Consider the following 26,856-nt stretch of genomic DNA (forward strand, 5'->3'; position numbering starts at 1 on the left):
ATGAAAATCAGCAGTCCGTTAATTAACCGTTTTTTATCCCTGACCTCTTCTTTGCTTTTACTCCTGTTCTCGTTATCAGGAATTATGGATTTTATCCATGGCGAAATACATTTTTTATCCGTTCTAAGCGTCTTTGCATCGGTCCTCTATTTTGTCACTGCTATTTTGCTGATACTTGATTTCTTGAACTTGGAAATGGCAATAGTTAAAAAAAGAACTTGGATACCATTCTTCTTTATTGGATTTGCGATAAAAATATCCCCTTTTGTTTTCATTATGGTATTTTCATTTATCAGATCTATTTATGATTTTTGCCGTCTTGGCGGAAAATTTTACTAGAAAAAAAACGGTCATCGTGAAGAACGATGACCAAATTTTTATTCACTTGTAATCAAATTACTTACAGTTTTTTTTACAGTATCTTCAATTTTACCATACATTTCTGCTATTTTTGTTTTCTCAGGCTCATCAATTCCATTATCAAATTCAATTGTTACACATTCACCATCTAATAACTTCTTTAATAAAACAACATAATCAAAAGCTTTTTTTTCTTCACCCTCTTGCATGTGAGCAACAATTTGTTCATCTTCCGTTTTTTTAAATATTATTTTCATTTTAGTTAAACCTCTTTAAATCATATTTTTTTACGCGTTTTTTTATTGAAGGTTTACCTCCATCTGTAATCCTAGCGATTAGATCAACAACCTTTTTTCCATCAATTTCACCTTCCATTGGAGCTGACTTAATCTTTATTTTCGAATTTTTATTTACACAATACACTATAGTTTGCGCGTCAGCAATCATTGGTATAGTAGCATTATGAGAGACTAAAATAATCTGTTTCCTCTTTTTTGTTTCTTTTATCGCCTTAACTAAACCATCATTAATATAAGAGGTAGCTAAATTATCTTCCGGTTGATCTATTATAATAGGAGCAAAATCATCCTCATAACCTAATACTAAATCCAAAATAATTGAAGTTTTCCAACCGGGACTAAGATTATCATAATCCTTGCCATCTTTTGTCACTATCTTATATCTATTTTTATTTTCATTTTTCAATGCATTGCACACTTTTTCAATGAATTTTTCATATGTATCAACTTTTGGACGCTGTTTAAAATTACTTTTGAACAGCATTTCAGGAATAATACTTTCATATTTTTGAATCTTATTATTCAAGTATTCATTAAATGTATTTAAAATTATATCTTTAGATAAAGTAAATTTATTTTCTATATATAACTTATGTCCCATAGAAATAATTTCTCTCGAATCCGCTTTAAAAGAATATGTAGATATCTTTTCTAACTTCTTTTTAAACAAAATCTTCATTTTTACATATTCTTCTATCTTTCCTACAAGAGAATCTATTTGCTCTTTTTTCACTTGTTCTTGAGCATTTTTACCTTCTGTTTCCAATTTAAATTCTTTTATTGCACTAGTAACGAGAACTAAAATTTCAGAATGCATATTAGAAATTGTATTCAATCGTTTAATTTCTTCTGCAATATTCTCAAAATTTATTAATATTTGTTCATTAAAAAATGGATTCTCTGTTATCGTATTTTTTATAGAATCTAACAATTCAATATTACTTTGCATTTTTGAATCGTTATAGTCTATTTTTTCAGATATCTCTTTAGTCGGCTCAAACAGCCTATATATGTTTTGTGGAATCTTTGTTAAAAGTATTAATTTTCCAAAATGCGGTACAGCTCTCAACTCTTTTTCTAGTTGCTCTATTTTTGAAACCTCTTCAATAAGATCTGTTACATCTTTTTGGAAGTTATTCAATAAGCGAACTATTTTTTCCTTAAATGATGGATCATCAGGAAAGATACTCTTTATTATATCAATATTTTCAAGCTTATCAGAAGATTCATTATTTACAACCTTCATAATATAATTCTGTGATATATAATGCGGACTAACACCAGAAGGATTATATACATTTAACGCAGATACATTATACGAATTATATTCTGAATTATCAAATGAACCTTGATTATGCGAAAGTTTTCTAAATAGAGAATCAACGAACAAAGTTTTTCCGCTAGATGATCCACCAATAACAACATTAAGTCCAGAGCTCAAATTAACATCAACATCAATTTTATCGTTATGAAGTTCCACTGTTTTTATATATTCTGACCAGACTTCCGGTTTTTCTTCCTGATATAGAAAACGAGATTCTTCAGATAACGATAATCTTAAACCATCAAAAGAAGGTTCTGCAAACATCCATGTTGGAACAAAGGGAGGTGCATCGCGATTTTTTGAATTTGGATATATTTCAGGTTTATAGTTATCAGTACATGTCACCAAACTGATAAAATCACGAATTCCCAAACGCTGAAAATATTCTAAAGTTTCTTCTAATCCATTCTGTGACCTAGCAGTATATCCTTCAAACTGATTATAATAGACACTTTTTTCCATTACAGTATCAAACTTCTTGCCTCTTGGAATAGAAGTATCAAAAGTAGCATGTCCCTGTCCCCCATGAGGTAATAAAATAAATTCATAAGCATCAAAAGCCTTAACAATTCTATCTAGAGATGGAATTCCAGGATCCATCTTGTCGACAACTTTTTGAGGATATAATTTATCCAATATTTCATTTATATTATCAATACATTCTTCTGTTATTTCATTCTTAAATAGTATATGACAATGATAAGCCGGGGCTTCTGCAAAATTTTTGATATGCAGTTCAACACCTAAAAGTAGATGAATTTTATCCACACCCTTACTTAGGATATCGCAATACACCTTCTTGTTGATTGTATTATGATCTGTAAAAGAAATAAGACAATCTGCATTTTGAGATACATCTTCAATTTTATTTAAAATTGTATCAACTGCATAATTCTGATTAAGTGCATCAGGATTATCAGATGTATGAATATGAATATCTAGATAAACAGGATTCATTTTTTCACAATTTTTGTTGTTTAATAATAAAACTAAGCCATTTTTGCTAATAACATATTTGCAATTTTTTCAGGCAATTTTTCATGTTCTCCATATGAACATATATTTTCATCACATAATATGCTATCTTGCGGTTCATGATATTGAGTTGTATATATTTTAGGAGTACGAGCTAATTTATTATATTCTTTTATTTTATGCACATATTTAAACATTCGTGAATCATCAGAACATAACACAGTTGCACGAGAAACAATCAACAAAGCAATTATATGAGGATCATCAAAATCTGTATCTTTTTCAATTTTTTTTATTTGTGATTCTACATTTGATACATCTTCATTAGAAAAAAAATGTATTTTATTAAAGTTATTTAACTCTTTAATAAAAGAGATCAGCGAATCTTGTTTTTCGACAATTTCTTCTGTATACAGTTTTCCACCAAGAACAATTTTAGCCCTACCCAAAACAACCCACTTTAAAAGAGGCACTAATTTCTCGTGTTTTTCATTTCCAGATTTAAAAAACGAGGATATTACATTTGCATCAATGACAACACACATATTATATTTCCATCATTTTAATCGATTCATCTATAAAAAATTCTCTATATTCAGCCAATTCCGAACTATCGAATCTTCCATTTTCTTTTATTGGAATCAATTGAATAATATTCTTCTCTCCTTCATTTTTTGTAAAAAACACATCAGCTTCTACTTTAATTTTTCTATTGTTCATACAATATCTAAAGCGATCTATGATATAATCACTATGCGTCTCTACTACAAACTTACACTTATTATCAAGACATGCTAATTCAAATAAAAATTCACCAAAAGCAGCTTGCGCTTTAGGATGAAGATGTACTTCTGGTTGCTGAATCAAAACTAACCGATCTTTAGCCAATAGCATATCCACAACTATAGGCAAAATTTGTGATACGCCATATCCAACAGTTGACACACCATATTCTTTTTCTGCTTTTTTTACAATAAGTTCAAATGGTGAAAAACCTTTACGTTCAAATTTTGATATACTAATATCATCAAACAATCCACTATTTTTCCCGAATTTTTTTAAACTCACTAATGAATTTTCATGATTTTCAATTATATTTTTTATTTCATATGGAACATGACTACCTTCTGATGTATATGTAGTCTTAATTCCAGAATAAAATTTTTGTGGTTTTGCTCTTATTGGAGCAATATACATACAACCACTACTCATCCTTTGAGCCATCATCTTATTTAAAATTTCAGTATACTTTTGCTTTGATTTTATATTTGAATAATTTTCTAAAATAATTGATGGAATAATACCTATCGGTATCTGAAAACTCACCGGAATTCTCTTTTCTTCTATACCAATAACAATTTCATCTACATATGATGGATTATCCAGAATTTTCTCAAGATCCTTTTTTTGACAATTTTCCTTAATTCGATAACTAATTCGTTCTTGAGATTGCAAAACCATAAGCAATTCATCAATAATTATTATTTCTCTACATAACTTGGGCATTCCATGATCATTTTTAAAGCAAAGTATTTGAGCACGCAATTTATTATCATCATATATAACACCCAACCTAAATTCTTCTGCCAAATTATGAGCAGAAATCATATCTTCAAAACAAACAAACTCAACATCTTCTAACGATATAACACCATCCATCCAAAAACGTACATTACTTATAATTGCTAAAGCTTTTATTATAGAAGTCTTACCACTGCTATTTTCACCCACAAGAAAGTTTATTTTTTTTAAATCAATCCTTTGATTTTGAAGACCTCTAAAATTATCAATGTAATATTTCATTTTTTTCATTTATCCCTTTTGAGTGATTTTTTCGCACAATTTATACTTAATTTAATTTAATGTCAACAAATGAACCTAAAGTAAGTTTTTTATAAACTTCTTACTTTTATCTGTCATGGACAAAGTTTATTTGCAATGAATTTACCTGTCGCTCAGAACAGGCTCTGGCCGGAATGACAATGTCAAAGGGCAGGGCATTGTTCGGCGCATTTCCCACGCAGTTTCATTCTAAACCATCAATGGATTCTTCACGGCGTTGCCGTTCAGAATGACGGGGTGGGGTAGGCGGGGCATTTCCGGCGAATTCCCTTCTGCATTCCGCGAGCGTTCCTCCAACATTATGCGCATTATCCGCGCAGCCTCGTCTTGCATTCTCAGCGATATTTCTCCGCTTTCCTCAAAACTTTTTACTACTTTTCCCATCATGATCAAATCGCAAGTTATCGTGCATCCTTACGACATGGCGCAATCGGACTGGGTTCGTTGCATTTCTCCCTTGACGCAGTTCATGGGGCCGAACGATTTTCAGGTCGTGCCTTCGGTTACGCAAATCATCTGCAACAACAAAGACGCGCTCAAGCAGACGCGCGCGGTGATTTTGCAAAAACCGACGGCGCCGGGACGCGCGCAGATTGCGTTGTTCTATTCCAAGCTCAAAAAAGAATGTGGATTCAAGCTGGTGACAGACTTGGATGATTTGCAGTGGGATCTTTCGCCGGTCATCGCATCGTACGCAAAGCAGATTCCGAATCATGACCAGATGATGCTTGCAAGTCTCAAGCAGGTGTTGCCGCTGTTCGACGTGGTGGTTTGCTCGACACGTTATCTCGCGAGTCGCATCAAGTCCGACCTCGGCGTTAACGCGGTGGTGATGCCGAACGGTGTTTCAAAGTCGCTGTTCGGGATGGGGCAGAGAACGTCCGCTTTCACGGGCAAACCGAAAGTGATGTACGCCGGCAGTCTCGGACATTTCACTGCTGAAATTCCGGGTGACCTCGAAGGCGCCTGGATTCCCTGGATCCGCAAGCATATCGAAGACGGGAGCATCGATTTCCAGATTTTTGGCGAGCCAGATTTTCTGAAAGACCTCGACGGGAAATACACGAAAATTCCTTACACGAACTTCATGCAGTTTGCATCAACTGCGGCAAGCTACAAGCCAGACTTTTACATCACGCCGCTTTCGAACAACAATTTCAATAAAGCGAAGAGCGACTTGAAGCTCAAGGAAGCGGCCGCACTCGGAGCCGTTTTTATCGGAAACGATTTTGCAGGGAGTCCGTACAGCTACGCTCCGAAGGAACAGCTCGTCGGTTCAAATGCAACGGTCGATGAACTCGATGCAATTTTCGCGCAGCTCTGCAATCCGGAAAAATTTATGCAAGCCATCAACTGGCAATACCAGGCGATGGAAGAAAAACATTGGGCACACGAAGATCCGGAATTCCAGAAAAAATTCGTGGCGACGTATTTGTAATGAAATTTTCGCCTACGCGGGAATAACGAGCCTGAGATTCCTTGACGCAGTTACACTTCGCTCAGGATGACAGTTTGTACCTGGCGCACATTTAATTTTTTTGTCAGGGTTGAACGTCTTCAGTTTGAGGAGGTTCTTTATTCTGACTTTTGCGAAGCATCTCGGCAGCGCGTTCGATATCACGTTCGCGGATTGCTTCTTCTACACGCTTATTGAAAAGCGTCTCGGTATGATACTTGAAAAGTTCACGTTCTTGCGCAGTGTAAAACGTCAGGAATTTGATATACAGGCCAATGCTTGCCACAAAGATCAAATTTTGAATGACAATCTTAACCATAATTTCAGAATGGTTGAACATAAGCACCACATACACAAGCGTAGCAAAGAACCAAGCGACTAACAACTTTTTCGGGAAACGTTCCTTCAAAAGACCACGCTCTTCCATGCATTTTTCCTGACACACGGCCATGTCGTTAAAAATCCAAAAGTGCAGAACAAATCCAATAATCGGAATCAGAGTAAGAATAATTGCACCGACAGGTGAAAAATCCGGTTTCGCTATAACGCGCAAATTTGCAATCGCACGGTGAAGCCATGAGAAATAATAAACTAGGAACATCACCGAAGAAACCAAAAAGCCTATTCCACAAATAAAACTATAGATGATATAAACGACAGCAAGGACAACTGAATCTTGCTGCATGCTTTTCATGGAATCACCAAAGGCGTTATTTACAAAAAACAATAGGATGAAAAGTACAAAAAGGACTTTCATCCAAAAAAGAGCCTGTTCTCCGCGTTTCGTATTATCCTGCATAAATCCTCCAGCCAAAATATAACAATTGCAAATTTACTCCTGTTACCACAGGCAATTATTTCGTAGAAATAGCACTATAAATAGTCAAAAATCTATTCACATTCACCTACAAAAACAAAGAAGGGGTGTACGTAAAGCCGCAAAAATTTAATTGCGTATTTTGGATTCGACATATACTCTAAAATACGCTGTGTTGATATAATGTACATATTTAAAATAAGATTTTCACAGTTTAACATCATTTTTTACAATTTATCCACCTACTTTATTATTTGTTTCACGTGAAACATCATTTAGTGGAAAAATGTAAACAATAGCTATCAACAAAAAATTAATTATTTTGAAACTCATATTTATTTTAGCATATAATTGTTTATAAAAACACTTCATTTTATCAACATTCATAAATCGACAATTATTCACAAATAAAAAAGAACCGAGTTCCACGTAGAACCCGGCGTTTGTAAATTATTTGAATTTTTTCAACAATCAACTAAAATGTCACAGTACGCGGCGGTTCAGTGAAGCTGCAGAACGTGGCAGTTGCATCCTTGAAATAAAGGACTTCAGTGTTTTCATCGTCCGGGGAATACATACGCTTGAGTTCGGGGTAAGCTTCGAGCATGTGGACTTTGGGTTCACGGCGGTCATCACGAACGAGAGTTCCACTCAAACGAAGCCACTTATTGCAAGTTTTGTTCATGGCGCAAAGCTGAACCTTGCCGTTCTTCTGGATCTGTTTCGAAACATTCTTGGACTTGCCGGTCTGGATGTAGAGCTTGCCTTCGAAAATTTCGATGGTGCCAAACGGACGTACTTTCGGTTCGTCGCCGTCAACTGTTGCGAGGAAATAGGCCCCGCATTCCTTGATGAAATTCTTGACTTTTTCCATAAGATGTTCCTTTTTGTTTTTATGCCAATATAGAAATTAATAATTCTAGCGCCCCTGCCGACATGAGAATGCACACCGCCAATATCGTCCCTCTAACCTTTGGCGAGCTTTTCCAGGTATAGTTCTTTTTGCGTATCGTAACAACTCTTGCAAATACCGACACAAGCGCCCCTGCAAAACAAAACTCAAAACCCGTAATGAAGTTAAGAAGTTCCAAACTTTCGGACGAAGGGGCAATCACTTTAGGAAAAACAATTTCAAGTAATGGTAAGCAATTGCAAAGACTGGCAACAGCACACAAACAATACGTAGCCAAAACAATAGTAAACATTACTGGCTGAGATTCCCATCGAATTTCAGCGATAAGCAGAACCCGCTTACGATGGAGAGAAAAAACAATAACAGGTACAGAGAGAAGGAAAATGATAATAAATTCCAAAGCGACGGTCCTATATTATGCACATTTAAAAACGTCTCGATAAATCTTTTCCATCTCCGTACTGAAGCAACAGAAGATGACCTTCTTGACGTTTTTCGCTGGGAAGTTCCGGACCGTCTTCACGGCAATTTCGGTTGCCTCTTTCCAGGGGTATCCATAGACGCCGGTAGAAATAGCGGGGAAGGCAACAGTCTCACAATTTTTCTCTTCGGCAAGAGCAAGGCAGCTTTTATAGCAAGATTCCAAAAGTTCAGGTTCACCATGCAGGCCGTCGCGATAAACCGGCCCCGGGGTATGAATCACAAACTTTGCCGGGAGCTTAAACCCAGGTGTAATTTTAGCTTTGCCCGTCTCGCAGCCGTTCAAAGGAATGCACGCCTGCAAAAGTTCCGGACCCGCCGCACGATGTATAGCTCCATCGACACCGCCACCTCCCAGCAGCGAACAATTCGCCGCATTCACAATGGCATCGACTTTAAGCTTGGTAATATCGCCCTGGATAACTTCAATATTGATCACGAAAACCTCCTATAAATATTTCACTATTAAATATAATTCACTATATAATAATGGCAAATAGGTCGCTTTTATGTATATTAATAATGTTGTTCCAAATGATCATTTTATGAAGATTGAACATATTGCCATCTGGGTTAAAGACATCGATAGGGTATGTGAGTTCTACCGGAAATACTTCGGCGGGGTAGTCCACCCAATTTACCACAACCCGACAAAACAGTTTACCAGCAGATTCATTACCTTCGATGATGGTGCCCGCCTGGAAGTCATGCATCGCCCTGATATACGTGTTGAACGAAATGTTGGGACTGTCGAGATGTTTCACGTGGAACATCTTGGCTTCACCCATCTTTCCTTTTCCGTTGGTTCAAAAGAAGAGGTGGACCATCTGACCCAACAAATGTCTTCTGAAGGTGTACCAGTTGTAGGTCAACCCAGAACTACCGGCGATGGGTATTATGAAAGTGTAGTCTTCGACCCCGAAGGGAACAGAATTGAGATTACTGTATAAAGCTCTTACCATATTCTTTGTCTCAGCATCATTTGTCCTCGCAAACAATTACGAGGACACATCTCCTAATGAAAAATCAATCGATAGTAACCTAGACATCGACACCACCAAATCCAACAATTTCGACCTTCTCATTTCCTTAAAATTAGTTGGGGTAGGGTACACTTCCACAAAAAGACTCGAACTCAACGGATTATCCGTCAGTATAATGGGAGCTTTCGACAATAAACGATTGGAATTCGATTTCATTCCTTTGCGTTTCGATAGACGTCTAACAAGAAAAGAAAACGGAAAAGAAATCAACGAAAGTTCCCTTGGGGCAATTATTGGAACATTAGTATTCGGAAGCATATCCCGATTCACCGACAAAAAAAGTACAATGCGAAAAATCGCAATTGGTGGGTTATGGTTGTCTTCCGGATCAACGCAATTCGCAGTGATAGAAAATCCCATATTTGGCATATCGCTCGTAGAAACACACGCCTTTGAATGGTTCCTTAGCAACACCAAACATGACAGAAAGACAGATTATGCTTTTAACGAGGTCGGTTTCATTGAAGAAATCGGCGTTCAATTAAATTTAGTAGTCGCCTACATATCTTCTGGCATATCGTTGGAAGTAACAAACAAACAGCGTAACATAGGATGGTATGCAAAATTATTCTTCTTAGCAATACCTTTTGTAATCTAGACAATGGAGCGAAGGACATAAATAACACATTTATGTTCATTCCTGCTTCTCTCGCCTCATATCATGTTTGGACTATGATTTCATCATAGTCCTACATGCTCATGCTCGGTCATAAAAATATGCAAGCATATTTTTGCAACACTCGCTATCGCATGTTTGGACTATGGCAAAGCCATAGTCCAACACCCATCGGTCAGCAAATGAAAAAATGCAAGCATTTTTTCGCTTTCTGACCTCGGCTGCGTTTCACGTGGAACATTATGATTAAAAAGTCTATTACCATATTCCTCATCTCTATATCTTTCGCTTTTGCAAAGATATCTGCATTGGAAAATTCAGTGCAGGATTCTACTTTTTCTATAGATGTAAGCAACATCTACGAAAACAAATACAACCCATTCCAGGTAATATTCCTAGGAGGGGTAGGATATACATCCACTAAAAGATTTGAAGTGGATATATTTTGCATGAGCGCACAAAACTTGGGGAGCAAACTTTTCAGCATTGACCGACTGCTCGCAGACTTTACATTTTTACGATTTGATCGCAGGTTAGAAAGAACCGAAGGAGACAAGAAAATCGATGACTTATCAATCGGAAGTGCAGCAATCTCTGTAGGATTTAGCATTCTCGGAATGGCGGCTCCCAAAGAAAGCACTTTGCAGAAAATAGCATTTGTAGGATTGTGGCTTGCATCCGGTACAACAAAGTACATATTGTATGGGAACAATCTTTCTGGAGTTGCGCTAGCCGAAAGTCATGCTATAGAATGGTTTCTCAGATCTGAGGAAAAAGACAACAAATTTCATTATTCGTTCAAAGAATTCGGATTCGTTGAAGAAGTGGGGATTCAATTTGGAATTTTCTTAGCTCAGGTAACAGCAGGTGTCTCTTTCGAAATCACCAACAAGCAACGCAACATTGGTTGGTTCTTTAAGATAATTACACTCCCGTTCTTCATGGAAAACTTTTCGCGACATGAACAAAATCCACCTCAAGTTAAGCCTGCGGTAAAGCCATAAGTCGATTTCATAATTTTTCCAATATAATACTCACAAATTAATTTATTTACTATATTACAATACATGAAGAAGAAAATCATACTTATACTTTCCGCTTTAGTTCTATTTTCTCAAGCTTCGGCCAATTGCATCCAGGCAATTTTCGATTTAGAAAAAATGGAAATTGCAATGTTCGATGAAAATTACGATGGTCTCGTTCCAGACAGTGCATACTGGGACAAAGGAACAGCCGAAACCAGAGGCAAATCCATCTACATCTGGAAAGCATACTGGAACAATGAAAAAATCGATAGCATCTATGAAGCGAACCTCCGTAATGGGGAATGGTCCTATAAAACAACTAATATACCTCATGATAGTATCAAGGTCTCTCACGAAGGAAATATATGGACCATAAGTACTGCGATAGACAGTATGAGTTTTTCACCGACAACAACTATGTACTTTGATGGAGACTCCATAGCCATTACCGACATTGATGATGAAGATGAACATACTTTCATCTATGTCATGAAAAACGATACCATTTTCAGACGCGACCAAACCGAGATTATTGTCATGGATGAAAAAGATACTAATACATGCTATCAGAAAGATGATCGCGACAATTACCAAACTATATGGTACCGATATGAAACCGCTGTTATAAATGGGAAACCTACACTCAGCAAAACATATATAGAAGAAGGACTTGATCACAAAACAGTTACCTACTTTTTCCATGAACGAAAAAATGGCAAAACATCAATTCATAATACAGTCCGCCCAAAACTACATATCGAAAAACGCAGACATTTTGATTTAATGGGACGACCTGCTAAAGGAAAATTCACAGTCCAATTTTTAAAGTAATTAACCATTAAAAACAGATAACCCTCGCTATGAATGCGAGGGATTTTTTTTTGCTTCACTCGCCTCATATCTCACCCTATGTTGGGCCTACGATTACATCGTAGTCCTACACCCATCGGTCAGCAAATGAAAAAATGCAAGCATTTTTTCGCTTTCTGACCTCGGATGCGTTTCACGTGGAACATAAAGCACGTCTTCGCATTCAAACCTTAACAAGTTTTGGGCATAGCCCGAAACTAACGCCTCAGCTATGAAATGTATGCAAGCATACATTTCGCAGCATTCGGCTTAACAGTTTCTCAACATTTATCAAAATGTTATCAACATATATTTTATAAAAGTTTTATAGTGGGGGAGTTATTTGTTTGTTTTCTAAAAAAGTTATGCTAAATTTCAATTCGGATCGAAAATATTTGGACACTTCGTGTCCTACCTTAATCGCCTCGGTCATAGAACATACAAGTATGTTCTGCGACTCTCGGCTCATAAGGTTTCACGTGAAACATGCAACCATAATCCCAACAAAAGGGAGATTCCCGCTCGGTGGCGGGAATGACAATAAAAAAACTTGAGTTATAGAACTAACAAAGCGCAGCAAAATCTCTTGAACCAGTTCTTGGCAGAACATGGTGTGCAATTGTCCGAAGAGACTCTCGACAAGCTTTACCAATTTGCAGACTTGGTGGTGGATACCAAGGAATTTGGCAACTTGATTTCGGCAAAGGATTCTGAAAAGTTCTTAAGCAGGCACATAGCCGACTCGCTCGTTCCCTTTGTGTTTATGGGAAAGTTACTGGATCCTTCGACTTCGCCTTGCGGCTCCGCTCAGGATGACACGAAGCGTTGGGCCGATATGGGTGCTGGTGCTGGCTGCCCAGTTTTCCCGCTTGCGATTGCTATGCCGAACGTGCAGTTCTATGCTGTCGAACCGCGCCACATGCGCGTGAACTTTATGCAGATGGTCAAGGAAAAACTCCACTTGGATAACTTGACTGTCGTCGGCAAGCGCTTCGAAACTTCCGGCCTGACCGACCTTGACTTTATCAGCTGCCGCGCCCTCTCGACTTTCGAAAATGATTGGGAACGCGCCCAAGTTGGACTCAAGAAAGGTGGCACATTTGTCACCCTCAAGAGTTACAATAATATTGTCCATTTGGAAAATGATCCTAATGTGCGTATTCAACAATACACACTTCCAGAAGAAGAACAGGTGTACGCTCTAGTCACCCGAGGTAATAATGAGTAAAATTATCGCCATATGCAACCAGAAAGGTGGAGTCGGAAAGACTACAACGGCCGTGAATTTGGCCGCCAGTTTTGCAGCCCTTGAAAAGAAGACTCTTCTTTTAGACATGGACCCGCAGGGTAACGCCTCGCAGGGTTTGGGTTTCATGGAATCCCAGGATATGGATATCCACGAAATCTTGGACATGGCTGGAAATCCGGATAATCTCACATTCGAAAATATCAAGCCTGCAATTTTGGACACGCCGCTTGACTTTTTGAAGATTATTACTTCTGGACCTGACCTTGCTGTCATGGAAATTGAACTTGTCAACGCCATGAGTCGCGAACGCAGACTCGAACGCGTGATGAATGTTCTGAAGCAGGAATTCGACTTCATCATTGTCGACGCTCCTCCGAGCTTAAACTTGTTAACAATCAATACACTGACTGCAGCGACAAGCGTTCTTATTCCGGTGCAATGTGAATATTACGCCTTGCAGGGTATGACTGAACTTTTCAAGACTATCCGCGAAGTTCAGAAGAACCTTAACTCCGGATTAAAAATCGAAGGCGCCCTCCTCACGATGTATGACTCCCGTCTGAGTCTCTCGAAGCAGGTTGCCGAAGAAGTCCGCGAAAACTTGAGCGATACCGTTTTCCAGACAATGATTCCGCGTAACGTAAAACTTTCCGAAGCTCCTTCTCACGGAAAGCCGGTCATTCTTTACGATGTCCAAAGCACGGGTTCCCAGGCATACATGAAACTCGCCGAGGAAATATTGAATAAGGAAAAGTAGACCCTGTCAATAGTCATTGGTCTTTAGTCATTAGTTTTAACAGCTACATAGATGCATAACTTTTAACTAACAACCATTGACTAGTAACTAACAACTACTAACTTTTAACTACTAACCATTGACTAACAACTAGAAACTATTATGGGTAAACAAGCACTTGGTCGCGGTCTCTCTGCAATTTTCAAAGCACACGATGTTCTCGGCAATTCTGTCGACAACGCTATCCACAATTCCGGAACTACTGAAAACACAAATCCGGACAATCAAAAAATAGTCGAAATCAACATCGACTTGATTGACCCGAACCCGTTCCAACCGCGTAAGTTCTTCGACGACGATGAACTTGTGGAACTTGCAGAAACTATCGAAAAGCATGGTCTTATCCAACCGATCGCAGTCCGCAAGGTAGGCGACCGTTACCAGATCATCAGCGGTGAACGCCGTACCCGCGCATCCAAACTTGCAAACTGCAGAACTATCAAGGCACAGGTTTACGACAACCTCGACGACAAGACCATGAGCGAATGGGCCTTGATCGAAAACATCCAGCGCGTGGACTTGAACCCGATTGAAGTCGCTCAATCTTATCAACAATTAATTGACAATCACAATTACACGCACGAAGACCTCGCAAAGACGGTAGGCAAGTCCCGTTCTGCAATTACGAACGCACTTCGTCTTTTGAAGCTCCCGAACCAGGTCCAAGCATGGATCCAGGAAGGCAAACTTGCAGGTGGTGCCGCCCGTGCACTTTGCAGTGAAAAAATCGCAGACCCGGAAGCTCTCGCAAAACGCGTTATCGAAGAAGGTCTGAACGTTCGCCAGATTGAAGCCATCAGCCGTGGTGAAGATCCGTTTGTGAATAAAGACGATGCTTCGGCCCTTCAACAAGCTCAGGAACCTGAAAGCAACACTGCCCAAACAACTGAAGATGAGCTCCCTCCGGAAGTCCATGGTGCAGATTCCGAATCTGATACTCCGGCAAAACCGAAAGTTGAACTCAGTGCCGACATGAAGCAGTTCGAATCCCGTCTCGAAACATTCTTCGGAACAAAGGTCGCCTTGAACCCGAACGTCAAGGACCAGACCAAGGGCACAATTGTTATCAACTATTATTCCATGGATGACTTGACCCGAATTCAAGAAATCATGGAAAACCGCTAACGGTAAAATCGTGAGTCGTAAGTATTACACTATCCAGATTATTCCGGAAAATCCGTACGGCACCAAGAAGTACCGCATTTCGAGCAAGCAGTTTATCTTGTTCAATGTCGGGCTTGTCATTGTCGCTATCATTCTTGTTTTATTCATTGCCCACATCGCAAAAATCAACAAAACTCTTGCGAACTACGAAAAGATGCGCGTGCATAATGCGCAGCTTGTGAAACAGAACGCAAACTACGAAGAGTTGTTCTCGCGACTTGATTCCTTGTGGATAATGGAAAATAGAATCCAGAATATTTTCGAAACTTTCCTGGAAAACGACTCCAACAAGATCAACAGCATTATCGAACGCAACCGTTTTGCACACGTGCCTTCCCAAAAGAACAGCATCGATTTCGAAGGGATTCACAACTGGTTGACAACCGACGAAAAAATCAGAATGGAACGAATCCCGAATGTTATTCCAGCAGTCGGTATCATAAGCAAAAAATTCTCCTATGAAAACAAGCATCTGGGAATTGATATTTCGGCCCGCAAGGGAAACCCGGTTTTTGCATCCGGCAGTGGAAAAGTCACTTTTGCGGGTAACAGTGGAGATCTCGGAAACACGGTTGTCATCGATCACCAGAATGGCTACAAGTCATCTTATTCACACCTCAAGACTATAAGAACCCGAAGAGGGGCAAACGTCACAAAAGGTGATGTCATCGGTTATATTGGAGAAACCGGAAATACAAGTGGTCCACATTTGCACTACTCCGTTACAAAAAACAATATTCCGCAGGATCCAGAAACGATATTTACTTACTAGAGGTAAGTTATGGCAAAGAACGAACAGGAATTTACTCAAATCGGAAGAAGTGTCGTAGTTAATGGCGATATTACCGGAAAGACGGATTTACGTATTGCCGGAAAGGTTTATGGAAACGTTTCGATAGATGGCGAGTTGATTCTTGAAAAGTATGCCATTGTAGAAGGTGACGTCAAGTGTGGCGCCGCCATTCTTGCAGGTTCCATCAAGGGAGATGTGGATTGCAAGACTAAGCTTATTCTTCAGGATAACTCAAAGATTATCGGAAATGTAAAGGCCGAACAGCTCGTCATTAACGAAGGTGCCATCTTCCAGGGCAACTGCGACATGAACGAAATGCTTGCGGGCAAAAAGGAAAAGTAATCAACCACCTATATTAAATAATATTAGATATATTTATATATAATATTTGATAATTAATGTGGTGAATAGTGGATAAAAATTTTGGTTTGTAATTGTAACTCGATGATATTCAACGAGATACAGAAATAAAGAAATTGTGGATTAATGTTGAAAATTTAAAATCTATTCACTTTTTTCAACGTTGATAAGTGTTGAACCCTAGTTTTCAATGTTAATTCACGAGGTGGTAACAAAGGGATGTTGAAGATTAGGCGGGAAAGTGCATAAAATACCCCCAAAAGTATGAACTAAATCACAAAAAATATAAATTAATAGTTGATAACATCAATTTTTATCCCCATTAGCTATATTCATAGTAAATCTACGTAAAAGCATGCAAAACAAAGTACTAAAGATTGGCCAGATATCCGACGCCCACATCGGGATGGATTCTAGCCCTGTGCAGGAGATTGATGTTCGCAAGAATTTTCTCGCTGCATACAATTCCGATTCCATGAAGAATCTGGATCTTTTGGTACTTTCCGGAGATTTGGCAGACAGTGCCGATCCTGGCGCTTATTCCTTTATTGCCGATATTTTAAAAGACTGTAAAGTGCCGGTGTGCATTATTCCGGGGAACCATGATAATCTTGAAGTCATGGAAAAGTTCTTTGACCTGAAAGGCAAAGTTCATAATGGAAAATGCTACTATCGTTACGATATTGATGGTCATTCCATTTTCTTTTTAGATAGTGCGTGCGGTATTGTTTCGAGTGAACAGCTTGCATGGCTCGAAGAAGAAACTGCAAAGATTGATGGCGAAGTCCTTTTATTTCTCCATCATCCACCATGTTACTGCAACCACAAGTTCATGGATTTGAGATATTCTTTGCAAAATATGGAAGAAGTTCAGAATTCTCTTGCAAAAATCAAAAATCTCAAGTATATTTTTGTAGGACACTATCACAGTGAGATGACTGTAGAGTTGGGAGACAAAACAGTTTATGTCACGCCGTCGACGCAGATGCAGATTGATCCAAATATTTCGGTATTTTGTTTGAGTTCTGCAGCTCCACGTTGGCGTGTGATAGAATGGGGCGAAAAATTTTTAGAAACTAAGGTTTATTTTTCGAATACCCCTTGAAATTTAAAACCACTTTTGCTAAATTTGCACTCGATGGCGGTTTAGCTCAGTGGTAGAGCACTGGAATCATAATCCATTGGTCCGGGGTTCAAATCCCTGAACCGCTATTAAAAAAAAGAGGCGAGCATGTCAAAAAAAATTCTAGCAATTTCACTTTTGGCAATCGCCTCTTTTTTTGTTTCTTGCTCTGACAAGCAGCCAGAAGCAAAGGCCGCAAGCCAGGTAGTGTTGCCGCAGTCGCAGCCGATTGTTCCTGTGCTTCCGTTTACGGCTCCTGCAAAATCCGTTATTACAGTCGAAAAAGCACTTATTTACGCAAAGGCAAGCAATGGTCTTGTCGAACTTGGCGCAAAGTGGTCTGAACGTATCGACAATTCGAAGGATTACGAAAAGATTCAGGTTCTGAATGCCTACAATGTTGCACGTGATCAGCTCTGCGCACGTGCAGGTCTGCAGGGTGGCATTGCCGAATATGACTGGATTACGAACGTGGCCTTGAAGAATCCTGAAAACAAGCTTGCATTTGAAAAAGCTGGCTTCAAGGTAAAGTAGTTTAGCTAGTTACTAGAAATATCAAAAAGAATGCCGCGAAGAATCGCGGTTTTTTTTGTGAAAAAATCCCGCGCTTTGCGCGGGATGATTGCCTATTTTTTGTTGTTTATGACTCTCTTATAAACTTCAACCTGGCGTTCGATAATGCCGTCCCAGGTGAAACATTCGCTGATACGTTTTTGAGCACCGGCGAGGAGGCGTTCCGTCAGAGACGGATCGGCTGCGAGCTGCTTGAATGCATCGGCGAGAGCGACAGGATCTTTTTCGGGAACGAGGATTCCCGATTCGTTATCGATAACAACGTCCGGAATTCCGCCGACATTGCTTGCGACAATCGGGAGGCCGAGTTCCATGGCTTCGATAAGAACGACACCGAGACCTTCGGTATCGCCCTTGCTGTCGACGATGGCGGGGAGCGTAAAGACGTTTGCTGTCTTGTACTCGTTCGCAAGATCTTCCGGAGAAAGCTTGCCTGTAAATATGATTTCGGCAGAATCCGGGTTGGATTGCTTCACTTCGTTCGCAATGACGTGAAGTTGCTCGGTCAGGTCGCCGACGCCGACGATGCGAATTTCGAACTGGTCACGCGGTAAGTACTTAGCGGCCTCGATGAGGTAGCAGATGCCTTTGCGTTCGATGTGTCGCCCGACAAAGAGAATTTTGAACTTGCCATTCACTGGATGCGGAACAATTGTGACTGGATCCTTCGACTTCACTTCGTTTTGCTCAGGATGACACAAGGTTGGTGAGCCTGTTGAATTAGTCGAACCACTCGTTTCAAGTGTCGTTCCGTACGGGCTCCATTCGACGTTCGCGTTGCGGAGTGCCTTGATTTTTCCGGCCGTGAAACTCGAGTTAGCAAAGATTGCTTGTGCCTGTCCGATGGCAAATTTCAAGAGCGGCTTGACCCACTTCTTTTTGCGGATGAGCAAAAGCTCTGCGCCGTGGAAATTCAGTACGAGCGGGATTCCAAAAAGCTTTGCGGCACCTAGTGCGATATAGGCATGCGGAAATGGCCAGTGTGCATGGATAACGTCAGGGCGCCACTTGCGACAAATTCTGAGACACTGGAAAAATCCGTTGATGATATAGGGAATGGCGAGCAACTGTAGCCATGGCTTGGAAGCCATTTTGCTTGGGGCGCCTTCTTCGTGCGTGAGGATTTCCCAATTCGCAGGTGCGTAGCGGAAACGGTTTACATGTGTTCCGTCGATGTCGTGGCTCTTGAGTCCTTTGTATGCAGGAGCAAGCACTTGAATTTCGATGCCTGCTTTTTTCAGGTGTGCAACGGAAGTGCGCAGCCACGGGACTTCGGCATCTTCTTGAAATCTTGGGTAGACAGAGCCTATGACGAGAACTTTCATTGTTCCTGCTTCTGGGCTTGTTGTGCCTGGATGTCCTGAATGCAGCTCGGATACACGATGGGCTTTACGGTTTTCTCGAGCACAAGGTTTATAATATCGAAGTTGTGCTTGCTTGCGTTACGCGAAAAACGACCTGCAAGGCGGGTCCACCCGTCGAGTTTCGAATCTAGCAATAACAGTCCGATTCCACTTTCGTGTTCGAGGAAGCCAAGGATATCGTTGCCGCGCTTATTCTGGGAAAGTGTCTCTATAAAGATGTTCCAGAACTGCTGTGAGTTCGCCTTGTTTCCAAGCGTATTGTCGATAGTTTCAAAGTCGAATTCAACGTACACGAAGGAACTCTTATCCTCATCACTGCGGATAATTTCTTCCTGACAACGTCTTTCAAAAATATCTTCAGTATAAATGGAGATATTGTATTGATGTTTTTTTATCAAGTTGAAGAGGTATTCCTTCATCATCGACCCTAATTTAGTCTATTTTTTAACCATGCAGCGATTGTTAAAATTGAAAAAAGCACTGAAGAGCAGTGTTTTGGCTACTTCGGTTGAAAATTTTAAAGTCATTAAATCAGCGACTGGCAAGTACCGTCCGATGACGGCTTTCGAAATCCAAATTTTGGAGAAAAACGGGAACAGTTGCGATGACTGGACCAAGGTGCTGGTCGAGCCTGATTTTGATCCGAATAGAATTTTCCGTTCGAGCTTTATGGGCGATGTGCGTTTGCCGAAATTCTTTGGTACGCTCCTTTTGCCAGGTGATGTTTCGGTTGCGACAGGTATTTACGATTGCATGGTCCACAACTGCATTATCGAGAACGCCTTGATTTACAAGGTCTCGATGCTTAGCAATGTACTTGTGCGTAGCAGTGCAGTTGTGCACAATGTAGGAACTCTTGTCAGTAGTGGAAAAATCAACTACATGGTAGGTTCGTCTATCAATGTGGGTAACGAGATGGGCGGTCGCGAAGTGCTGGTGTTCCCGGAACTCACGATGGACCTTGTCGACTTGCAGTTGTTCCATAAGCCAGAACCGAGTGTCCAGAATTCTTTTGTGGAAATGCTCAGTACCTACAGGTCTGAACTTGCGCTGCCGTTCGGGATTGTGGGGAAGGGTGCTATCGTTTCGAATACGAACATTATCCGTAATAGCTGGATCGGCCCGCATGCCCGTATTGAAGGTGCTGCGAAAATCCGTAACTCCATTATCATGAGTTCGCTCGAAGAATCTAGCCATGTCTATGATTCTGTGATTGTTGAAAATACGAACGTACAAATGGGCGTGTCGATACATTCCGGTGCCGAAGTCCAAAGTTCCGTGTTGATGAGTCGCTGCAAGGTGGGGAGCAAGGCGATTGTGAAATCCTCTATCATTGCTCCATGCTGCCATATCGAAGAAGGCGAGGTCAACAGTTCGTACATGGGTCCGATGACGCAGATGCATCATCATTCGCTTTTGATTGCGGCACTCTGGCCGGAAGGTTGTGGCAATTTGGGCTATGGTGCAAATGTCGGTAGCAACCACACGGGGCGCATGCCGGATCAAGAAGTGATGCCTGGTCAGGGCATGTTCTTTGGTCTTGGCGTGAACATTAAGTTCCCGTCGAATTTCCGCGAGTCGCCATTTACCTTGATTGCAAGCGGCCTTACGACACTCCCGCAACGTCTCAAGTTCCCGTTCTCGTTGATTCATGCCGGGGATCCGCAGTTGGTGGGTGTTGCTCCGCGTTTAAATGAAATTGTGCCGGGCTGGAATTATTCCAAGAATGCGTATGCACTTGACCGTAATGCATACAAGTACGCTATTCGTGGAAAGGGCTTAGTGTCGTCGACATTCTATTCGATTTACAATCCTGAAACAGCCCGATTGGTATTCGATGCGTACAATCGTTTGCAGGTGGAAAAGGTCAAGGACGTTTATACGAAATCTGATATTGACGGTCTTGGTGAAAACTTTATGCGTGAACGCGTACGCCAGAATGCAATCAAGACATATAGTGAATATTTGGAACGCTATGTGCTAGATTTGATATTATCGCTTGTAGAAAGCGATGAATCGCTTGCAAAGCAGTCTGTGCGCGAATTGCGTAAGCTTCTTGTCGATACGAACAAAGAAATTGCACGTGTTGTATCGCTCCCTGAAACGATGGATGATTTAGTCAAGCGTTATAAGCAACTCGAAAAGGAATGGTTCGATAATGTAAACCATGGCTTGGATCGCGATAACGAACGCGGCCGTAAGATTTTCGATGACTACGATAGCGCTCATCCGGTAGACAAGGGATTCATGGAATGGGAAAAGACACGCCTTGAAGAATCGGCAAAGCGTTTGAACGCCATCGTGAAAAATCTTGCCTAGGCTTAAACAGCGCGGATTTTTTCTGTTATGTTGTTATACATTTTACTTTGTTTAGAATTTGCAGCGCACATCGCATTGGAGGTTCGCGAACGCAGGCTTACGCAGATGCGCGGTGGCGTGTTTGCAGTCTTGCGTTTGATTCCGCTTGTGAACGATATTGTACCGCTTCCGGAATATCGCAACGAAGTGCCCGAGTCAAAATTTGTGAAGCTGCACGAAGAAGGTCACAAGGCGCTGCATCATGCGGTGTTGCGCAATTTGATGAAGGTCGCTTTTTGGATGGTGGCAGTATGGTTTTTGGCAGCAATGATGGTGCGTTGGAATGCAAGCTTTATTGAAGCTGTGCTATGGCTCCATTTAGTTGCGATTCCATTCCGCATGCTGTTTCATTTTTACTGCTGGAATCAGGAATACGAATGTGACAAGTATGCGCTAGAAAAGACAGACAAGAAAGTAGCGAAGGCTGCCATGCGCGAACTTGCTGCGTGCGAAATTCCGTACACGACCTTGTTTGCACTTGTATATCGCGAACACCCGACTGCCATGTTGCGTAGCCAAAGACTACTTCAAAAAGTAGTGAAGTAGTTAGGCGATTTAAACAAAATCGGATGCAATAATTTTGCTTACGTCAGCCTTTCCTAAATCGGATAATGCGGCAAGGCGGTTGGCCTGCTTTTCAATGACTTTTTCGAACAGGTTTCTCACGTAACGTCCGTTACCAAAGCGACTGTCCTTGTTTTGAACGGCGGCTGCAATGCATTTTTTCATTGCGACTTCGGCATCGTAGTCCATTTTGTAATCGTATTTTGAAAGCAGCGATTTGAAAATTTCTGCAAGTTCATCTTCCGTGTAATCAGGGAATTCAATGTACCTGTTAAATCTAGATGAAAGCCCCGGGTTGGAATTCACGAAATTTTTTATTTCGTTTGTATAACCTGCAATGATAACCACCAGTCTATTGCGGTCATCTTCCATGCGCTTGAGGAGCGTGTCTATAGCTTCTTGACCATAATCGTTTTCGGCATTCTTCGAGAGCGTATAGGCTTCATCGATAAAAAGAACTCCATCAAGTGCGCTGTCAATGACTTTATTTGTCTTGATTGCCGTTTGCCCCATGTATCCTGCGACTAAATCGGCACGAGATGTTTCAACCAAGTGGCCTTTGGCAAGAACGCCCATATCTCGGAAAATTTCGGCCATGATTCGAGCAATCGTTGTTTTGCCTGTTCCGGGGTTACCGGAGAATACTAGGTGGTAAGATGTCGGCGGAACAGAGAATCCTTTTTTCTTGCGTTCCTTTTGAATTTTGATAAAGTTGCGGAATGTGATGACTTCGCGCTTGACCGAAGAAAGTCCGATAAGTTCGTTGAGCCTTGTGATCACATCACTGCTGACAAAACTGTCTGCTTCGACTTTAGACTTATTCTTGACGACCATGTCATTGAGTGGATTTTTGTAATTCACTTGACGAGTGGTACATTTTACAAAGTTTGGCTTGCGGGCCGATAAACGGTAATTGCCGATGAATCGTTCTAGGTGCTGCAGCCATTGGACTTCTTGCGGGATGAGTTTTCGGTCGATGTTTGCAAGGGCTGCCGAAAAGTCATACATCAAGCGCATGTATTTTTGAACGGCATCCGGTGAAAATTCCGAGAAAATGGAAGCGAAAAGAAATATTTCGCCTGTGGCTTCAACTTGGGCATGGTTCTTTTGCAAGTTGTCGAGCAATGAATCCATGTCGATGTTTCTGTCGACGAATGCCTGAAAAACAAGACGGTTCCAATCGGTATTTTCGGGAGCGTTTGTTCGTAGCCGCAAAAGAAGCGTCACAAAACCGCATGACTCAAATGAATCAAAACTTACTTCGTGCCCGAGTTTTGCGGAAAGGAATGCCACGTCCGAAAGGAATATCGTTGAAAGTTCATGAAATGTATCGCTACCACTTCCTAGCGAAAAATGGTTGCGCAATTTTTCGGCCACGCCATTGTAGTGTATAAAATCATCAAAAAATTTCGATAGGGCAGAAACTGTTGGCTCGAGTCGTTTCATGCTTCTTACGAGTCTTTGGTCGATGGTTCCATCAGGTTTGATGGCCGCAGCGTATCCCGAATCTCCAAAAGAATTGCCTTCTAGCGGAGTCGTCAGAGCCTCTTTCATTAAATCGGCAATCTGTTGCGTAGTTTCGTTTTCGCGGTTCTTGCTCCAAAAGATATAACCCGCAAGCATGACGAACACAACAAATGCAGCAAAAATCAAGTATGCAATAGGGCCATAGACGACAGAAAGTTTGACAACAATAATCGCAGCAAACATTACCACTATCGTAATAATGAGCGTTAATCCCTTAATCAAGTTTTGGTTTTTCTTGTTGGACATAAAATTCCTTCTTTTCATCTCAAATGTATAATAATTTCTAGGGGAAATATTGCAGCAACGGAGTTGGCAGAACTAAGAGCTTAGTTATTAGAGAAATTTTGGCTCAGGAGGGTTAAAACTAGGAATTAGTTTTTTTGTATATTCTTTGCCACAGAGGTTTTTAATGTCACTAGTTTTATGTAAAAGTTTGTTCCGCCCTGCAGCTATGCGTGCTGCAGTTGTCGCGTTTTTTGCTTTCTGCACACTCCCTGCTTTTGCGTTTGACTTGTCGGTCAAGGCAAATGTCGATAATGCACAAGTTTTTATCGGTGACAAGTTCAATTACGAAATCCAGGTGACCGCGCCCGAAAATGCTATCGTAGATTTGCCTAGCTTTGTCGGGAACCTTGGCAGTTTTGAAGTCAAGGAAATGAAGAACGAAAAGATTACCGAGGGCATGCCTAAGGGAACAGCAAAGTTTACTTGGCTTGCGACGCTCAATACATTTGTGAGCGGCGATTTTCTGATTGCACCGCAAGAGGTAAATGCGATTGTCGGAACAGATACCGTCAAGACGCACACCGACCCGGTAGCGGTCAAGGTTTCGAACCGCACGAATGGCGAAGAAACGGATATCCTCGAAGTCGAAGATCCGATAAGCGACCCGAGACTCCCGCAGTGGCTTTATATTCTGTTCGCTGTTCTTGGTGTGGTTTTGCTTGTGTTCCTCGGTTGGTTCTTGCATAAGAAATTTGCAAAGCGCGGCGAAGAGCCTCAGCTCCCGCCGTACGAAGAGGCTGTACTTGCTCTCAAGAATTTGCGTAACAAGAATTACCTTGCCGAAGGCAATCAGGGCGATTACTTCATGTCGCTTGGGTTCATTATCCGCCGTTACATTGAGCGTCGTTTTGAAGTCGATATTTTGGATGCGACCGTTGCCGAACTCAAGAAGCGCATGTCGCATGTGGCAGGTCTTCCGCAAGCTTACAAGGAATCCGTGGTGACGCTTGCCGTTGAAACGGAACCGGTGAAGTTCGCGAAGATGAAGCTCGAAGGCGAACGCTGCACGTTCTGGATGGAATGGGCTGACCGCCTGCTCGAAGACACTAAGCCGGTGCCTGAAGAAGAAAAAGAGAAGAAAGAAAAGTCCTAAAAATACTCGGTGATGATGTAAATGAGCCGTTGTTTTATTTGAATGGCGTAGTAAAGTAACATAGGGTTCTTAATCGTCGCGGTGGTTTTTCTTGTAGACTTGATCGATGGCGACACCGACGGGACTGTGTTGCAGCTTGTCGATAGCATTCATGGTCGCCTCTTCTGCTCCATCTAGAAAATTCATGACTTTGTTATAAATTCGGTCGCAGCCTGCTTCCCACGAGGGGCCGATTTCTTCCATGTAGTTGGCGACACGTTCCAAGCCATCTTCAACCGCTTTCGGAAACAGATCGTGCGCAATATCCAAAATGTTTTCAAAAATGCCCATGGATTCTTCGGTTTCTTCGTCTTCGATATTTTCAACGATTTCCGGTTCGATTGTTTTGAGTAGTGATTTTGTAACAGCCATGTCGGCCTCCGTTTTTAATGTTGTTGTGCGATTAATTTAACTGATTTTTACACGTGCTCAAATAGGCAATATTTTTGCGTTCTGAAAGCTGGAACTTTTAAAAGACGAGATATTGCGGAAATTGGTTGAAAATGCGCGAATTTTCAATCAATGCGCGCGGAAAATGGAACTTTTAAATTTTGCAAGTGGCCGTACAAAAGTAATGCTATTGAATTATCTTTATGGTATGATTAGCGTATCTCAGAAAATTAAGGTGGCATCATCGCATTTGTTGCGTAGCCAGATGGAGCTCGATGTTGAGGATTACGGGCTCAAGGGAATTGGCGACTTGTGCAACCGCATTCTTGCACGCTATGCAGAGTTCTCCGTGCCGGATGCTGTCCAGCTAGCGATGGATGATACTTTGTACAAAAATATTCCACCGCTCCAGTTTTCGCTTTCAAAGACCGGCGAAAGTTTTGCGAATTATGCGAATAATTTAGGGAATGCCCGTAACGTCAAGGTAGCGGCTCTTTGCCGATACTATTTTGAAAGTTATGTCAATCTCCCGCGTGGGAAACGCGAGTGCTTTATCTTTCACGATGATTTGAATAAACTATTAAATGCCATTGAAAAGCGCGTCAATGTGACGCTGAATTATCGTGGTGAAGTGAAAACCGTTTCGCCGTGTTTTTTAGCATTTTCTCCATCGCAAGTACGTGCGTATGTCGTTGTGTGCGATGGTGATGTGAGTAAGCCTGTGCCAAGTCGTTTCCATTCGTTGCGACTTTGCCATATCAGGGGAGTCGCTGCCGACTTGGAAAGCAAGGCTTATCATTGTGAAAATTTTATCCTCTCGAACCAGGCAAATCTTTATCGCGAACACTTTGACCCGTTCCTTTGTTACGGACAAAATGTTAAAGTGCGTTTCACGGAAAAAGGTGCAGAACGATACAACAAGCTCACGACAAACCGTCCTAAAGTCATCGCAATAGATAATGCCTGCGACAAGAGATCCGCGAAAATGGATTGTGCAGAAGTCCGTGGTGCCGGTAATTATACTTTCGAATGTTCCGAGAAACTCGCGAAAATCTATTTTCCGCAGTTCCTTGCCGAAGCGGAAATCCTAGAACCGCGAGAACTCCGTCTCTGGTTCAAGGAAGAGTTTGAGCGGGTCGCGAAAGTTTATAGCGGACAGGGTTAAATATTGGGTTTGGA

Annotated in this window: 29 protein-coding genes and 1 tRNA gene; 18 read left to right on the top strand and 12 right to left on the bottom strand. The window is 41.1% G+C overall.

All coding sequences use genetic code 11. The annotated features are described in order from the left end of the window. Positions 1-339 carry a hypothetical protein gene (locus BUA34_RS14585; protein WP_139255960.1) on the top strand — a complete coding sequence of 113 codons (339 nt, stop codon included), beginning with the start codon at positions 1-3 and terminating at the stop codon, positions 337-339. Between the two features lie 38 nt (positions 340-377). Here the strand turns inward: BUA34_RS14585 and BUA34_RS14590 are convergent, their stop codons facing one another. The 4 genes from BUA34_RS14590 to BUA34_RS14605 are packed head-to-tail and all read right to left on the bottom strand — an operon-like array spanning position 378 to position 4,770. Then, entirely contained in the window at positions 378-617 is a 240-nt protein-coding gene (locus BUA34_RS14590; RefSeq protein ID WP_072830851.1) for a hypothetical protein, read from the bottom strand. 1 nt (position 618) lies between these two features. After that, positions 619-2,940 (bottom strand): ATP-binding protein, encoded by a 2,322-nt coding sequence (locus tag BUA34_RS14595; protein WP_072830853.1) that lies wholly within the window; start codon positions 2,938-2,940, stop codon positions 619-621. Positions 2,941-2,972: 32 nt separating this feature from the next. Next, positions 2,973-3,503: a hypothetical protein gene (locus tag BUA34_RS14600; RefSeq protein WP_072830855.1), complete on the bottom strand. Its 531-nt coding sequence runs from the start codon at positions 3,501-3,503 to the stop codon at positions 2,973-2,975. A gap of 1 nt (position 3,504) precedes the next feature. Beyond that, positions 3,505-4,770 carry an AAA family ATPase gene (locus BUA34_RS14605; RefSeq protein WP_072830857.1) on the bottom strand — a complete coding sequence of 422 codons (1,266 nt, stop codon included), beginning with the start codon at positions 4,768-4,770 and terminating at the stop codon, positions 3,505-3,507. Between the two features lie 331 nt (positions 4,771-5,101). Here BUA34_RS14605 and BUA34_RS14610 point away from each other — a divergent pair, with 331 nt between their 5' ends. Then, the gene (locus BUA34_RS14610) at positions 5,102-6,238 is read left to right on the top strand and encodes a glycosyltransferase family protein (protein WP_254794508.1); all 1,137 of its coding nucleotides are present in this window, start codon (positions 5,102-5,104) and stop codon (positions 6,236-6,238) included. 103 nt (positions 6,239-6,341) lie between these two features. Here the strand turns inward: BUA34_RS14610 and BUA34_RS14615 are convergent, their stop codons facing one another. The 4 genes from BUA34_RS14615 to BUA34_RS14630 form a co-directional block, all read right to left on the bottom strand. Then, entirely contained in the window at positions 6,342-7,055 is a 714-nt protein-coding gene (locus BUA34_RS14615; RefSeq protein WP_072830859.1) for a hypothetical protein, read from the bottom strand. A 493-nt stretch (positions 7,056-7,548) separates the two neighbouring features. After that, on the bottom strand, positions 7,549-7,947 hold the full coding sequence (locus BUA34_RS14620; RefSeq protein ID WP_072830861.1) for a pyridoxamine 5'-phosphate oxidase family protein: 399 nt from the start codon (positions 7,945-7,947) through the stop codon (positions 7,549-7,551). Between the two features lie 19 nt (positions 7,948-7,966). Beyond that, the gene (locus tag BUA34_RS14625) at positions 7,967-8,386 is read right to left on the bottom strand and encodes a hypothetical protein (protein ID WP_072830863.1); all 420 of its coding nucleotides are present in this window, start codon (positions 8,384-8,386) and stop codon (positions 7,967-7,969) included. A gap of 15 nt (positions 8,387-8,401) precedes the next feature. Further along, a complete protein-coding gene (locus tag BUA34_RS14630) occupies positions 8,402-8,905 on the bottom strand; it encodes an O-acetyl-ADP-ribose deacetylase (protein ID WP_072830865.1) in 504 nt (167 codons plus the stop codon). Positions 8,906-9,011: 106 nt separating this feature from the next. Here BUA34_RS14630 and BUA34_RS14635 point away from each other — a divergent pair, with 106 nt between their 5' ends. The 12 genes from BUA34_RS14635 (at position 9,012) to BUA34_RS14690 (ending at position 18,018) form a co-directional block, all read left to right on the top strand. Beyond that, entirely contained in the window at positions 9,012-9,416 is a 405-nt protein-coding gene (locus BUA34_RS14635; protein ID WP_072830940.1) for a VOC family protein, read from the top strand. Then, the gene (locus BUA34_RS14640; RefSeq protein ID WP_072830867.1) at positions 9,400-10,107 is read left to right on the top strand and encodes a hypothetical protein; all 708 of its coding nucleotides are present in this window, start codon (positions 9,400-9,402) and stop codon (positions 10,105-10,107) included. Before BUA34_RS14635 ends, BUA34_RS14640 begins: the two co-directional genes overlap by 17 nt. A 260-nt stretch (positions 10,108-10,367) precedes the next feature. Continuing rightward, the gene (locus BUA34_RS14645) at positions 10,368-11,129 is read left to right on the top strand and encodes a hypothetical protein (protein ID WP_072830869.1); all 762 of its coding nucleotides are present in this window, start codon (positions 10,368-10,370) and stop codon (positions 11,127-11,129) included. A gap of 63 nt (positions 11,130-11,192) precedes the next feature. Then, a complete protein-coding gene (locus tag BUA34_RS14650; protein ID WP_072830871.1) occupies positions 11,193-11,981 on the top strand; it encodes a hypothetical protein in 789 nt (262 codons plus the stop codon). Between the two features lie 568 nt (positions 11,982-12,549). Further along, a complete protein-coding gene (locus BUA34_RS14655) occupies positions 12,550-13,227 on the top strand; it encodes a 16S rRNA (guanine(527)-N(7))-methyltransferase RsmG (RefSeq protein ID WP_083579810.1) in 678 nt (225 codons plus the stop codon). Beyond that, positions 13,220-14,005 carry a ParA family protein gene (locus BUA34_RS14660; RefSeq protein WP_072830875.1) on the top strand — a complete coding sequence of 262 codons (786 nt, stop codon included), beginning with the start codon at positions 13,220-13,222 and terminating at the stop codon, positions 14,003-14,005. The genes BUA34_RS14655 and BUA34_RS14660 overlap by 8 nt, the downstream gene beginning before the upstream one ends. Before the next feature lie 141 nt (positions 14,006-14,146). Then, positions 14,147-15,169, top strand: a complete 1,023-nt coding sequence (locus tag BUA34_RS14665) for a ParB/RepB/Spo0J family partition protein (RefSeq protein ID WP_072830877.1) — start codon at positions 14,147-14,149, stop codon at positions 15,167-15,169. 10 nt (positions 15,170-15,179) lie between these two features. After that, entirely contained in the window at positions 15,180-15,980 is an 801-nt protein-coding gene (locus BUA34_RS14670; protein ID WP_072830879.1) for a M23 family metallopeptidase, read from the top strand. Positions 15,981-15,989: 9 nt separating this feature from the next. Further along, the gene (locus tag BUA34_RS14675) at positions 15,990-16,343 is read left to right on the top strand and encodes a bactofilin family protein (protein WP_072830881.1); all 354 of its coding nucleotides are present in this window, start codon (positions 15,990-15,992) and stop codon (positions 16,341-16,343) included. Positions 16,344-16,716: 373 nt separating this feature from the next. Next, positions 16,717-17,466 carry a metallophosphoesterase family protein gene (locus BUA34_RS14680; protein ID WP_072830883.1) on the top strand — a complete coding sequence of 250 codons (750 nt, stop codon included), beginning with the start codon at positions 16,717-16,719 and terminating at the stop codon, positions 17,464-17,466. A 35-nt stretch (positions 17,467-17,501) separates the two neighbouring features. Then, a tRNA-Met gene (locus BUA34_RS14685) sits at positions 17,502-17,573 on the top strand. A gap of 19 nt (positions 17,574-17,592) precedes the next feature. Further along, complete coding sequence (locus tag BUA34_RS14690; RefSeq protein ID WP_072830885.1) at positions 17,593-18,018, top strand: hypothetical protein; 426 nt, start codon at positions 17,593-17,595, stop codon at positions 18,016-18,018. 92 nt (positions 18,019-18,110) lie between these two features. Here the strand turns inward: BUA34_RS14690 and BUA34_RS14695 are convergent, their stop codons facing one another. Both BUA34_RS14695 and BUA34_RS14700 read right to left on the bottom strand, forming a co-directional pair. Beyond that, positions 18,111-19,382, bottom strand: coding sequence for a glycosyltransferase (locus BUA34_RS14695; protein WP_072830887.1), 1,272 nt, complete (start codon positions 19,380-19,382; stop codon positions 18,111-18,113). Then, a complete protein-coding gene (locus BUA34_RS14700; RefSeq protein ID WP_072830889.1) occupies positions 19,379-19,843 on the bottom strand; it encodes a hypothetical protein in 465 nt (154 codons plus the stop codon). Before BUA34_RS14700 ends, BUA34_RS14695 begins: the two co-directional genes overlap by 4 nt. A 73-nt stretch (positions 19,844-19,916) precedes the next feature. Here BUA34_RS14700 and BUA34_RS14705 point away from each other — a divergent pair, with 73 nt between their 5' ends. Continuing rightward, positions 19,917-21,740 (top strand): DUF4954 family protein, encoded by a 1,824-nt coding sequence (locus BUA34_RS14705; protein WP_254794510.1) that lies wholly within the window; start codon positions 19,917-19,919, stop codon positions 21,738-21,740. A gap of 27 nt (positions 21,741-21,767) precedes the next feature. After that, complete coding sequence (locus BUA34_RS14710; RefSeq protein WP_139255961.1) at positions 21,768-22,325, top strand: M48 family metalloprotease; 558 nt, start codon at positions 21,768-21,770, stop codon at positions 22,323-22,325. 9 nt (positions 22,326-22,334) lie between these two features. On the opposite strand, the gene BUA34_RS14715 is transcribed toward BUA34_RS14710, so the two are convergent. Beyond that, positions 22,335-24,116 carry an AAA family ATPase gene (locus BUA34_RS14715; protein WP_072830893.1) on the bottom strand — a complete coding sequence of 594 codons (1,782 nt, stop codon included), beginning with the start codon at positions 24,114-24,116 and terminating at the stop codon, positions 22,335-22,337. A gap of 163 nt (positions 24,117-24,279) precedes the next feature. Between BUA34_RS14715 and BUA34_RS14720 the strand changes: the two genes are divergently transcribed. Beyond that, positions 24,280-25,248, top strand: a complete 969-nt coding sequence (locus BUA34_RS14720; RefSeq protein WP_254794511.1) for a DUF11 domain-containing protein — start codon at positions 24,280-24,282, stop codon at positions 25,246-25,248. 69 nt (positions 25,249-25,317) lie between these two features. Here the strand turns inward: BUA34_RS14720 and BUA34_RS14725 are convergent, their stop codons facing one another. After that, positions 25,318-25,659 carry a hypothetical protein gene (locus BUA34_RS14725; protein WP_072830897.1) on the bottom strand — a complete coding sequence of 114 codons (342 nt, stop codon included), beginning with the start codon at positions 25,657-25,659 and terminating at the stop codon, positions 25,318-25,320. 163 nt (positions 25,660-25,822) lie between these two features. On the opposite strand from BUA34_RS14725, the gene BUA34_RS14730 reads away from it, so the two are divergent. Continuing rightward, positions 25,823-26,842: a WYL domain-containing protein gene (locus tag BUA34_RS14730; RefSeq protein WP_254794512.1), complete on the top strand. Its 1,020-nt coding sequence runs from the start codon at positions 25,823-25,825 to the stop codon at positions 26,840-26,842. Positions 26,843-26,856 lie beyond the last annotated feature (14 nt).

Source organism: Fibrobacter sp. UWB12, assembly GCF_900142485.1.
Lineage (GTDB): Bacteria > Fibrobacterota > Fibrobacteria > Fibrobacterales > Fibrobacteraceae > Fibrobacter.